The sequence below is a fragment of the Xanthomonas euroxanthea genome (assembly GCF_900476395.1).
Lineage (GTDB): Bacteria > Pseudomonadota > Gammaproteobacteria > Xanthomonadales > Xanthomonadaceae > Xanthomonas > Xanthomonas euroxanthea.
Genome location: NZ_UIHB01000002.1, coordinates 1 through 12,106 on the forward strand (window position 1 = coordinate 1; position 12,106 = coordinate 12,106).

General features: G+C 67.0%; 10 protein-coding genes and 1 other RNA gene. 8 read left to right on the plus strand and 3 right to left on the minus strand.

What is annotated here, in order from left to right; genetic code table 11:
* Positions 1–203 precede the first annotated feature (203 nt).
* Together CPBF1521_RS07080 and CPBF1521_RS07085 are read right to left on the minus strand one after the other, a co-directional pair.
* A non-coding RNA gene (locus CPBF1521_RS07080) (sX9 sRNA) lies at positions 204–266 on the minus strand.
* Positions 267–325: 59 nt separating this feature from the next.
* The gene (locus tag CPBF1521_RS07085) at positions 326–1,420 is read right to left on the minus strand and encodes an alkene reductase (RefSeq protein ID WP_104583441.1); all 1,095 of its coding nucleotides are present in this window, start codon (positions 1,418–1,420) and stop codon (positions 326–328) included.
* 246 nt (positions 1,421–1,666) lie between these two features.
* Between CPBF1521_RS07085 and CPBF1521_RS07090 the strand changes: the two genes are divergently transcribed.
* The 6 genes from CPBF1521_RS07090 (at position 1,667) to CPBF1521_RS07120 (ending at position 7,119) form a co-directional block, all read left to right on the plus strand.
* Positions 1,667–2,875, plus strand: coding sequence for an MFS transporter (locus CPBF1521_RS07090; RefSeq protein ID WP_181901143.1), 1,209 nt, complete (start codon positions 1,667–1,669; stop codon positions 2,873–2,875).
* Positions 2,876–3,474: 599 nt separating this feature from the next.
* Complete coding sequence (locus CPBF1521_RS07100; RefSeq protein WP_016903501.1) at positions 3,475–3,930, plus strand: PA2169 family four-helix-bundle protein; 456 nt, start codon at positions 3,475–3,477, stop codon at positions 3,928–3,930.
* 254 nt (positions 3,931–4,184) lie between these two features.
* The gene (gene thpR / locus CPBF1521_RS07105; RefSeq protein WP_104648307.1) at positions 4,185–4,787 is read left to right on the plus strand and encodes an RNA 2',3'-cyclic phosphodiesterase; all 603 of its coding nucleotides are present in this window, start codon (positions 4,185–4,187) and stop codon (positions 4,785–4,787) included.
* A 35-nt stretch (positions 4,788–4,822) separates the two neighbouring features.
* Positions 4,823–5,431, plus strand: coding sequence for an HD domain-containing protein (locus tag CPBF1521_RS07110; RefSeq protein WP_115676567.1), 609 nt, complete (start codon positions 4,823–4,825; stop codon positions 5,429–5,431).
* A gap of 62 nt (positions 5,432–5,493) precedes the next feature.
* Complete coding sequence (locus CPBF1521_RS07115) at positions 5,494–5,676, plus strand: oxidoreductase-like domain-containing protein (RefSeq protein ID WP_115676568.1); 183 nt, start codon at positions 5,494–5,496, stop codon at positions 5,674–5,676.
* Between the two features lie 69 nt (positions 5,677–5,745).
* Positions 5,746–7,119: a virulence factor gene (locus CPBF1521_RS07120; RefSeq protein ID WP_115676569.1), complete on the plus strand. Its 1,374-nt coding sequence runs from the start codon at positions 5,746–5,748 to the stop codon at positions 7,117–7,119.
* Positions 7,120–8,127: 1,008 nt separating this feature from the next.
* Here CPBF1521_RS07120 and mprF read toward each other — a convergent pair.
* Positions 8,128–10,692 carry a bifunctional lysylphosphatidylglycerol flippase/synthetase MprF gene (gene mprF, locus CPBF1521_RS07135; protein ID WP_115676572.1) on the minus strand — a complete coding sequence of 855 codons (2,565 nt, stop codon included), beginning with the start codon at positions 10,690–10,692 and terminating at the stop codon, positions 8,128–8,130.
* Between the two features lie 261 nt (positions 10,693–10,953).
* Between mprF and CPBF1521_RS07140 the strand changes: the two genes are divergently transcribed.
* Positions 10,954–11,661 (plus strand): DUF998 domain-containing protein, encoded by a 708-nt coding sequence (locus CPBF1521_RS07140; protein ID WP_115676573.1) that lies wholly within the window; start codon positions 10,954–10,956, stop codon positions 11,659–11,661.
* A gap of 10 nt (positions 11,662–11,671) precedes the next feature.
* A complete protein-coding gene (locus tag CPBF1521_RS07145; protein WP_104583431.1) occupies positions 11,672–12,019 on the plus strand; it encodes a RidA family protein in 348 nt (115 codons plus the stop codon).
* The last annotated feature ends 87 nt before the right edge of the window (positions 12,020–12,106 follow it).

The window sequence follows — 12,106 nt, forward strand, 5'->3', positions numbered from 1 at the left end:
CTGTTGCGTAAGTCGCCAACCTGTTGCGTAACACGCACAAGCGCGTGGTGTTGCGCGCTGGTTCAACGATTGAGTGGGCAGGTGCCCGATGGCCGCCGCATCGCGATCCGCAGCAGGGCGCTTGGCGCATGCAAGACGCACGGGGCTGCCCGAGGCCCGGAGCCGCGCTGCATGCATGGACGGACCGACCGACCTGCGGCAGCGGCTGACAAAACATAGCGAGCCGTTGTCAGATGGTGCGGATGGCGCGGAGGAACCGACGTGATGCCGGTTCCGCGCACCGGCCGCGCCCGCCTGACGGCGGCACGGTAGTGCTGCAGCGCTCTTAGTCCGGCAGGGCGGGGTAGTCGATATAGCCCTTGGCACCGCCGCCGTACAGCGTGGCCTGGTCGACATCGGCCAGCGGGGCGTTCTCGCGCAGGCGACGCACCAGGTCCGGGTTGGCGATGAAGGGCCGGCCGAAGGCGATCGCATCGGCGTAGCCGCTGTCGAGGGCTTTCTCGGACAGTGCCTTGTCGTAGCTGTTGTTGGCGATCCAGGCGCCGTCGAACCTGGCGCGCAGCGCGGCGTAGTCGAAGGCGACGTTGTCGCGTGCACCGCCGGTTGCGCCTTCGATCACGTGCACGAAGGCCAGCCCGCCGATCAGGTTGAGACGCTCCACCGCACGTTCGAACAAGGGCTGCGGATCGGAGTCGTGCATGCCGTATACCGGCGTGACCGGCGACAGCCGCACGCCGGTGCGCTCGGCACCGATCTCGTCGGCAATGGCCTGCATCACTTCGGTCAGCAGGCGGGTCCGGTTTTCGATGTCGCCGCCGTACGCGTCGGTGCGCTGGTTGGAGCCGTCACGCAGGAACTGGTCGAGCAGGTAGCCGTTGGCCGCATGGACTTCCACGCCGTCGAAGCCGGCGTCGATGGCATTGCGCGCGGCGATGCGATAGTCCTCGATCAAGGCGGGGATTTCGTCCAGCGCCAGCGCGCGCGGCTCGGAGACATCCTGGAAGCCATCCTTGGTGTAGGTCTTGCCCTCGGCGCGGATGGCGCTGGGCGCCACCGGCGATTCGCCTGGCGGCAGCACGCTGGTATGCGAGACGCGGCCCACATGCCACAGCTGCAACACGATCTTGCCGCCACGACGATGCACTTCATCGGTGACCGCACGCCAGCCCTGGACCTGCGCGGCGGTGTGGATGCCGGGCGTATCCAGATAGCCCTGGCCCAGCGGGCTGATCTGCGTGCCTTCGGCCACGATCAATCCGGCACTGGCGCGTTGGCCGTAGTACTCGGCGGCGAGCGGCGAGGGCACCTGCCCGGCGACGGCGCGATTGCGCGTCAGCGGCGCCATGATCACGCGGTTGGCGAGATCCAGCGCGCCCAGGCGCACCGGTGAGAACAATGGGGATTCAGTGGATGTGGACATCAGCAACCAATTGGGTGTGGATCACGCGCCGTGCGCGACACCGCGCCGATCGCGAGTGCCCCCTAGCGATGGTGGCGGACCAAAGCGGATTCGAGCGATAGCGATAGGACACAGCGTCTTTTGTCGCGACGGGATCGGCCAAGCTGTGATGTGCTGGGGCCTGGCGCTGAATCGCAGCAGGCGCCGCGCTTTCGTCGATTGCTGCGTTGCACAATAATAAGCCGCCCCGTCATCCTGGAGTCGGGCATGTCCGATACCGATCTTTCAACGCCGCCTGTGTCCCGGCGCGATTACGTGCTGATCCTGTTTGCGTTGGCGATGGGTGGCTTTGCGATCGGCATCAGCGAATTTTCCACCATGGGGCTGATGACCCAGATCGCGCAGGGCCTGCAGATCAGCGAGCCGCAGGTCGGTCATGTGATCAGCGCCTATGCGCTGGGTGTGGTGGTCGGTGCGCCGTTGCTGGCGATTGTCGGCGCCCGCTGGCCGCGGCGCACCTTGTTGCTGCTGTTGATGGTGTTCTACGCGCTGGGCAATCTCGCCAGTGCGCTGGCGCCGAGCTACCACACGATGTTGCTGTGCCGGTTTATCGCCGGCTTGCCGCACGGCGCCTACTTCGGCGTTGCTTCATTGGTCGCCGCGTCGATCAGCCCGCCCAATCAGCGCGCCACTGCGGTGGGCCGGGTGTTGCTGGGCCTGAGCATCGCCTTGCTGGTGGGCAATCCGTTGGCGACCTGGCTGGGCCAGATCGTGAGCTGGCGTTGGGCCTACGCGGCGGTATCGGTGCTTGCGTTGTGCACGGTCGCCGCAGTGGCATCACGCTTGCCGCCCGCGCCGGACGAGCCGCGCCAACAGCCGCTGCGCGAGCTGCGGGCCTTCAACCAGCCGCAGGTGTGGCTGGCCCTGGCGATCGGCGCGGTGGGTTTTTCCGGCATGTTCTGCGTCTTCAGTTATCTGGCGCCCACCTTGACCGCAGTGACCGGCGTGGCGCCGGCGCGGATTCCGCTGGCAATGGTGGCGTTCGGTGTCGGCGGCGTGCTCGGCAGCATCCTGGGCGGCTGGCTGTTCGATCGCATGCAGTTCCGTGCGGTACCGGTGTTGCTGGTGTGGTCGGTGGTGGTGATGTTGACCTTCCCGTTGGCCGCGCAGTCGGGCCTGTGGGTATTCGTGTCGATCGTGGCGGTCGGCACCATGGGTGCGCTGGCACCTGCACTGCAGACGCGGCTGATGGATGTGGCCGCAGAGGCGCAGACCCTGGCGGCGGCGTCCAACCATGCCGCGTTCAATACCGCCAATGCGCTGGGCCCATGGTTGGGTGGCATGGCGATCACGGCCGGGTGGGGCTGGACCTCGACCGGCTACGTGGGCGCGGCCACTGCGCTGGGCGGCTTGCTGGTGTATGCCCTGGCGGTCTGGCAGGAACGCCGGCAGCGGACGGCGCTGGCGAGCTGCTGAAGCGCAGCGGCTTGGGCGCGGTGGCAGGCGGTTATCCGGCCTGCTCTGCCACATGCGGCCGTTGCCGTGATGAGTGGCAGCATGGATAGCGGTCGTACCCGTCGCGATGCAGTTGCACATCCAGGATGCAGGGCTCCATCCACGGCCGACTCACGGCCCGACATCGAGACTGCATGCTTCATCGCGAGCGGACCGTACAGCGCCATGACCGACTTCACCCCACCTCCATGGAAGCGCCCGAAACCCAAAGGTAGGTCGGCGTCCACGCCGCTGACCGCTGCCCAGAAAACCGCTGCCAGACAGCGTGCAGAGGAGGCTGGCCGGCCGTATCCCAATCTGGTCGACAACATGTGGGCGAGCCGGCAGCCGAAATAGCTTGACCCGGTCTTGGCATCGATGAATCGCCATTCATTGCCTGCATGATCGCGTGAGGACAATCGCCACCGCACTCACATCTCGATTATGGGTGGCCCGCCAAGCTAAGGCCGTACACAACGCAATGCATGCAATCAATCCATTGATTGCCTCATCCCCCGAAAGCCAGCGCAAGCGCCTTTTCGACTCGCGCAGCGCTGGCCCATCGTAACCAGGAGCGACACATGAGCATTCAGAGCAAGACCGAGCACAGCCTCAACGACCTCATCGCCATTTCCCGCGACGGCAAGGACTTCTACGAAGAAGCTGCTGCCAAGGTGGGCGATGCGGAACTTGCAACGCTGTTCCGCCGCATCGCCGGCGTCAAGTCCGACATCGTCAGCAACCTGAGCAGCGTCGTCGCCTCGGTCGGTGGCAAGCCGGAAACCAGCGGCACCATGGTCGGCAGCATGCAGCAGTTCTACGGCAAGGTGCGCGCAACCCTGGGCGACACCAAGTATGGCTATGTGGCCGAACTGGAAGAGTCCGAAGATCGTCTGCTGAAGGCATTCGATGAAACCATCGCCGATCAGGACACCCCGGCCGCCGCACGCGACGCCGCACTGCGTCTGCTGCCGGAAGTGCGCGCCTGTCATGACGTGATGCGTAACCGCAAGCATGCGATGAAGAGCGCCGCATAACCTGCGCGCGTGACCCAGGCGCATCCCTGTGATGCAGCTTGTGGAGTGAACCGATAAAGGCGGAAACGGGCAGCGCGAGCTGCCCGTTTCTTTTTGTGCCACGCGCAGCCAGTGACACGCAGTTCTTGTTCCACGCATTGCGCGCGTTCCACGTCGTGGCGTGGATGTTGAAGGCGTGTCACGCACGCAGTTGGTCTGCTAGTATCCGCCGCCCTTCTTCCGGCAGGTCCGCGTACGCGGTCGTGGAATCGCCCATGAAACAGCAGTTCCTGTACCTGTCCTCGGCCGAGGCGCAGCTGTCGCTTGGCCTTGGCGAGGAGAAGACCACCGAGCGCCTGTTCTTCGCGGTGATGGCCGATGCATCGACTGCCCAGCGCGCAGCGGCGATTGCCGATGGGCTGCTGCATGGTGGCCAGGTCGATGGCAGGCCGCTGGCGCGCGAACGCTTGCATGTGACCCTGCATCATCTGGGTGATTACGCGGGCGGCTTGCCGCCGTCGTTGGTGAGCCGTGCCAGTCAGGCGGCCGAGCGCGTGGCAATGGACGCGTTCGCGGTGGAGTTCGATCGGGTGGGCACCTTCGGGGGACGACGTTCGCAGTTGCCGTGCGTGCTGCGTGGCGAAGACAAGGTGCGCGGGCTGTACGAACTGCAGGGCGCGTTGGGCCGGCAACTGGCGCATGCGGGCATTGCCGGCGATGCGCAGTACACGCCGCATATGACGCTGCTGTATTGCAACCAGTCGTTGCCGCAACGGCGCTGCGAGGCGCTGGCGTGGACGGTGCGCGAGTTCGCGCTGGTGCGCAGCTTTCTGGGCCAGTCGCGTTACCAGCTCGAAGGGCAGTGGTCGCTGCGCTGATGCGCGGGCAGGTGCGTCCGCGGTAGCCTGCGTGCATGGACGCCACCACCACACCACTGCCATTGCAGCCGCAGCACCTGGCCGCGCTCGAACAGGCCTATGCCACGCCGCCGCGCGCCTATCACCACTTCGGTCATGTGCGCGCGCTGCTGCAGCATTACGCCGAGGTCGCCGCCGGGCCGGGCTGGCAGCAGCCGGTCGAAGTCTGGTTGGCGGTGCTGTTCCACGATGCGGTGTATCAACCCGGGCGCAGCGACAACGAGGCGGAGTCGGCCAGGTGGGCGGCGGACTGCATCCCGCGCTGGTGGCCGCAGGTGTCGGTGGATCTGCAGCGCGTGCAGCACCTGATCCTGCTGACCGCACGCCATGGGCAACTGCAGCCGTCGGATGTGGATGCCGAAGCGGCGTTGTTCATGGATTGCGACATGGCGATCCTGGCCGCACCGGCGGCGGTGTTCGATGCCTACGACCAGGCCATTGCCGTCGAATACCGCGGGCATGTGCCCGGCCTGTTGTTCCGACTCAACCGCAGGCGGTTCCTGGCCGGCCTGCTGGAGCGTCCGCGCATCTTTCTGAGCGACGACTTCCATGCGCGCTACGACGCTGCGGCACGGGCCAATCTGCGGCGGCGGCTGGGGCGCTGACCCGGCACACGGGGCCAGGCGGTTCATCCGGGCGCGCTGGTGGCGCACGCTACAATGCGCGCATGCACGACCGCGCCGCTCCCGATCATGATCCACGCCCGCAGCCGCCCGAGCCGCCTGCACCCAACGAGTGCTGCGAGAGCGGTTGCCCGTTGTGCGTGCACGATCTGTACGCGGAGGAACTGGCGCGCTACCGGCAGGCATTGGCCGCCTGGGAAGCGCGGCAGCAGGCACATGCGCGATAAGCGAAGCGCCGCGCTTCGCGTGGCCGCCCGGAGCGATTATCTTTGAACCACTCTTTCCGATGGTGCGACATGCGACGACTTGAGATGTGGAGCGCGCTCTGCGGCGCGGCGATGTTGACGCTATCGGGCATGGCGGCTGCGCAGACGACGCAGCCAGTGAGCCACGGCCGCTTCGAGCAGGTGCCGGTGCTGATGCCCAAGGGCGAGCCGCAGCGCGTGGTGATCTGGCTGACCGGCACCGGCAACAACGTCAAGCGGCAGACGCAGGCGGAAAGCCTGCGTGCCGATGGCGCGATGGTGGCGATGGTGGATACCGCGCATCTGTATGCGGTGCTGCGCAAGGCCGGCGGCACCTGCGCGTTCTCGGTCGGCGATGTGGAGAATTTCTCGCGCTACGTGCAGGCCTTCTACCACGTGCCCACCTACCGCCTGCCGCTGCTGGTCGGCGACGGCGAGGGGGCCGCGCTGGCCTATGCGATCGGGGCGCAAGCCAAGCCGCATGTGCTGGCCGGCGTGCTGACCGATGGGCTGTGCCCGGCCACGGTATCCGATCAGGCGATCTGCCAGCCGGGCGTGCGCCCGGGCAGCAACACGCTGCTGCCGGTGCCGCTGCAGATTCCCTGGGTGCTTGCCGGGAGCCAGGACAAGCGTTGCCCGGCCGCCGCCGAAGACAGCTTCCTCAAGCAGGTGCCGCAGGCACGCACTTTTACGCGTTCGGCGCGAGGCGACATCCTGCCGGGCCTGCGCGCTGCGGCACGCTCGCTGGGCGAGCAGAAGGGCGTGGCCTTGCCGCCACCGCCGGGCGGGCTGGAAGATCTGCCGGTGGTGGAAGTGCCGGCCAGGCCGGACGGCGACAGCGACGACGACACCTTCGTGATCTTCGTCTCCGGCGATGGCGGCTGGGCAGGCCTGGACGAAGAGGTGGCCGATGCACTGGCCGCGCAAGGCATCCCGGTGGTCGGCCTGGATTCGCTGCGTTACTTCTGGACCGAGCGTACACCGCAGGGCTTTGCGACCGACCTGGATCGCATCGCGCGTTTCTATGCGCAGCGCTGGCAACGCAAGCGGGTGGTGCTGATCGGCTTCTCGCAGGGCGCGGACGTATTGCCGGCCGCGATCAACACGCTGCCGGCGCAGACCAAGCAGAACCTGCGCATGACCGCGCTGTTGTCGGTAGGCAAGCTGGCCGATTACGAATTCCACGTCAGCAACTGGCTGGGTTCGGACGACGATGGCCTGCCGATTGCGCCGGAAGTGCAGCGACTGCCCGCCGGCACCACCGTCTGCATCTACGGCCAGGACGACCAGGATGCGCTCTGCCCGAGCCTGCCGCCACAGGCCGCCAAGCGGGTCGCGCTACCGGGCGATCACCACTTCAAGGGCGATTACGCGACCCTGGCCAAGGTGATCATGGAGCAGTTGCACGCTCTGTCGAAGCCATAAGCAAGCAGTGCATTTTTGCCCATGCGTCAGCCGACTTCCGGCAGACGCATGTCAACAACCTGGTCGTCGCCGTTCGGTTCGGCCGCCTGCAGCCCGGCGGGCGCTTGGCATTTTCTCCGCAACCGACAGCAACCGGTGGTGCTTGCGCGCGTGCCGGTGTGGGACCTTGAGCGGCATGGACGCCGCGCCAGCGCCTACAAGGACGTACTTGCGGCGGGTCCCACGCCGGTACGCGTGCAAGCGCCCGCAGCAAACCGAAGCATTCGCATGAAGCGGACGGATTTAGTGCGCAATTGATCGGTGTACGGAGTCGGCCGGTGGCGAGGCGCCGCATCCGGTGTCGGGACACGCCGCAAGTACGTCCCTGTAGGCTCGGTGGCGGCATCCATGCCGCCCCACGGTCCCGCCCCCGGACGCGACACCACGCTCCAAATATCGCTACCGCTGATTGGCAAGCAGTGCTTTCAAGCAAGCGTGATGCCTGTGATTCCTGAGCCGACGTAATCAGTAAGCCACCTATCTGCTGTCTCTTCGCCAGGAACGCGGGCTCCGAAGGACGTATAGCTCATCAAGCCGTTCGCATTTCGTTCCGCAACCGACAGCAACCGGAGGTGCTTGCGCGCGTGCCGGTGTGGGACCTTGAGCGGCATGGATGCCGCGCCAGAGCCTACACGGACGTACTTGCGGCGTGTCCCACGCCGGTACGCGTGCAAGCGCCCGCAGCAGACCGAAGCATTCGCATGGAAACAACAGATGCGGTGCGCACGATTGATCGGTGTGCGGAGTCGGTCGGCAACGCGGTGCCGCATCCGGTGTCGGGACACGCCGTAGATCCGTCCCTTGAGGCTCGGTGGCGGCATCCATGCCGCCACACGGTCCCGCCCCCGGACGCGACACCACGCTCCCAATCTCGCTACCGCTCACCAACAAGCAATGCCATCAGGCACACGTGCAGGCGCCCGCCATAGATCGACGCATTCGCATGAAAACCGCAGGCCCTGTGTGGTGTTACTCCTGGCGGCCGGGATCCACCGAGATCAATCGGGTGACATCCAGCAATGCGGCCGGCAGATGCATGCCGCCCGGCGCGACCAGGTAGCGCGGGCGCCAGGTCGGGGCGAACTTCGATTTGAAGCGACGCAAGCCGCTGAAGCCATAGAAGCGCTCGCCGTGACGCGCGACCAGGCTGGCGAAGCGATTCCAGCGGCCGGCCAGGCGATGCTCGGCCAGGCCCGACAGCGGCGCCATGCCCAACGAGAAGCGCGTATAGCCGTTGGCTTGCCCCCACAGGAACAGCTCGATGAACAGGAAATCCATCGTGCCCTTGGGCGCCTGCGCGCTGTGCCGCATCAGGTCCACCGACAGCTCGCCGCCGGCCGGCGCTTGCCACACGTTGGCGAAGGCCACGATCTGGCCTTCCGCCTCGGCCACCGCCACCGGGAAGCGGCGCAGATAGTCCGCATCGAAGCTGCCCAGCGAGAAGCCCTTCTCTTCGCCGGACTTTTCTTCCAGCCATTGTTCGGACACTTCGGACAGGCGCGGCAGTACCGCATCCACCTGTTCGGGCTGCAGCATGCGGAAGGTCAGGCCGCCGCGCTTGCCGCGGTTCCAGGCCTGGCGCAGATCGGCGCGGTCGCGGCCCTCGAGGGTGAAGCCTTCCAGCGGCACGATCGCCTCTTCGCCCAGCTTGACCAGGGTCAGGCCCATGTCCAGATAGGTCTGCCAGTATTTTTCGCCGACCTGGTAGAACACCGGGCGCAGGCCCATATGGTCGGCCTCTTCGCGGAAGCGCCAGATCAGTGCGCGTGCGACCTCGGGCGCGCCGACCGGGTCGCCCATCGAGATCAGCGAGCCACCGTAACGCTGCATCATCACAAACCCGCGGCCCTGCTCGTCGAGCAGGAAGGCCTTGTCGCCGGTCAGCGCCAGGCAGGCCTGGGTGTCGGTGCTGATGGCCAGGATCGGCGCCAGCGTCTGCAGGGTCTGCGCATCGGCGGACGGCATCGGGCGGCGGCCGCCACGCAGCAGGCGCGCCATGCCGAACACGATCACGCCCACGCACAGGATCAGCGCCGCGCGCAGCGCACGTGGCGCGTTGGCCGAGGTGGCGAATTCCCACCACAGGTCGTTGCTGTATTCGACGTGGCTGTAGACGAAGAACAGCAGCCAGAACGTGGCCACCAGCACCAGGCCGAGGTTGCTCAGCCAGCGCCACGACCAGGCTTCGTCCAGCAGCGCGCCCTGGCGGTAAAACTCGCGGCGTGCCGCCCACAGCGCCACTGCGGCCAGTGCCGCCGACAACGACACCGAGATATGGCTGCCGCGCAACAGCGACAGCGGCGGCAGCAGGACGCACACGCCCAGTGCCAGCACCCAGGCCGCATGGCTGCGCCGTTGCAGGCCCTGGCCGATCAGCAGCAGCACCATGCCGCCCAGGCTGACCAGCAGATGCGAGGTCTCGATCAGCGGCAGCGGCGCCACTTCCTGGCGCGCGCGCGGGGTGGGCAAGGTGCCGTCGATGACCAGCGCCGCACCCACCGCAAACACCGCCAACGCCAGGATCTGCGGCAACCACGGGCGCAAGGCCTTCCATACCGTGCGTGCGGTGCTGGCGCTGGCGCGCACCGGTGCGCCCAGGCCGGAGGCTGCCGCCATCGCCACCGAGATCAGCAGCGGCACGATGTAGTAGGTAACCCGGTAGGCCAGCGCGGCGGCCAGCACCGCGGCGGGGGTGACATGCGGCAGCAGCTTGAGCAGGCTCCACTCGAACACGCCCAGGCCGGCCGGCACCGTGGAGATCAGCCCGGCGACCACCGCCACCAGCCAGATGCCGATAAACCCGAAGTAGCCGGTGCCCGGGTCCGGCGGCAGCAGCACGTAGAACGCGGCGGCCGCCAGGCCCAGCTCGACCACGCTCAGCGCGGTGACGCCGAGCACCGTGGTGCGGTCGGGCAACCAGAAGCGATGACGGCCAATCCCGAATTCGCGGCCCTGCCTGCCAACCAGTCCCAGCATCGCAACGTAGCCCACCAGCAAGGCGATACCGGCGATGCGGATGCCTTCTGCGGTGATCGGCAGTGCACGCGCAGCCGCTTCCGGTTCCAGCATCAGCGCCAGGCCAAGCAACACCCAGGCGCCGAAGACGAAGCCCAGTGTGCTCATCAGCACCACCTGGCCGATCTCGGCCAGGGTCAGCCCGACGCTGCCATAGCCGCGCAGGCGGACCGCGCCGCCGGTGAGTGCGGCAAACCCCAGTGTCTGCCCCACCGCGTGCGCCATGAAGGCGGTGATGCCCACGCGCGCCGGGTGCAGCCGCTTGCCGGTGCGCTTGAGCCCGACCCAGTCAAAGCCCACCAGACAGGCGTAGCTGCTCAAGCCCAGCAGCAAGGTGAGCGCGATCTGGCCGGTACCCAAGGCACGGAACGCCTGGCGGATCTGCCGATAGCCGTGGTCGGTGAATTGTCCCGACAGCGCATGCAGCGCCATGGCCAGGATCGCCAGGCTGATGATCACCGGCAAGGCGCGGCGCCAGCCGCTGGCCGGCGCTTGGGAAGACACGGAGGTATCCGTCATGAGGGAAACGGGATCTGCTGGAGGGGAAGAAGGGCACATGCATGGTGCGTGCCGCGCGGGCGGTTGGTCTGCATGGGCCGGTCGGTGTCAAGGTACATGCAGGGTGATCGCGTGGATGCCCAATGAGGTGAACGCAGGCTTCGGTCGTGCGGACAGGTGTCGGCTCGGGACGGCCGCGCGCATCATAGGGCATCGCCGCGACCACGTGCCGCAGGCGACCCACCTGGACACGATGACCGTTGCACCACAGACAGGCAATTGATGGACGATCGACACCACACCGGCACCGCGATGCCGCCCGGGCCGTCGTGCCCGCCACGCTGGGCCGGGCAGGCCGGCGCAGTCGCCGCCTGCACGGGCATGGCCTTCATCGGATTGATTCTGCTGTTGCAATGGCTGCGTGGGGATCTGGACTGGATCGACGCACAGCTCAGCGCCTATCTGCACGGCGACCACGGCCTGCTGTTACGCACGGCCTATTGCGTGCTGGCTGCCACGATGGCGTGGATGGCGCCGGGCCTGCAGGCGGCACTTGCGCCGCCCGCGCGCAGCCGCACGGTGGTGGCGCTGTTCTGGAGCGCGGCGCTGGGCCTGAGCATGGTGTCGATCGGCGATAGCTGGATGCCGGAGCTGGCGCCCGACGCGGCCATGCTGGTGCATCTGCTCTCGGCCGACATGACGTTTCTGTGCGTGATCGCGGCGGTGTTGCTGCAATCGTGGTATTTCCGCCGCGACCGGGTGTGGCGGGGCCGCTTCACCACTGCGTTTGGCCTGGGGCTGAGCGCATTTGCGGTGTTGCTGGTCCACGTCACGGTCAGCAGCGTGCCGCTGGGCATCAGCCAGAAGAGCGCCATCGTGCTGATCGTGGCCTGGATGGTGCGGGTGGGGGCGTGGTTGGCGCAGCACCCGCGCGCCGGGGCTGCACGTTTGCCGCATTCGCGGGACAATGCCCGGGTCAATCAACCGTAGGAAGTCTGAAATGTTGCAGCGATTCGAAACGGGTCCGCGGATGTCGGAAATGACCGTCCATGGCGGCGTGTGCTATCTGGCCGGCCAGGTTGCCGAAGACACCAGCGAAGACATCACCGGGCAGACCCGCCAGGTGCTGGGCGAAATCGACAAGCTGCTCGCGCAGGCGGCCAGCGACAAGACCAAGATCCTGCGTGCGGAAATCTTCCTGGCCGACATCGCCGATTTCGACGGCATGAACGCGGCCTGGGACGAATGGGTGCCGCACGGCTTTACCCCCGCGCGCGCCACGGTCGAAGCCAAGTTGGCGCGGCCGGAATGGAAGGTGGAAATCGTGATCACCGCTGCGGCGAGCTGACCGCAGGGCGGCGCGCGGTCGCGGGGCGATCGCGCGCGCCGATGGCATCGTCTGCGCATGCGTTGCGCATCGCATCGCATCGCATCG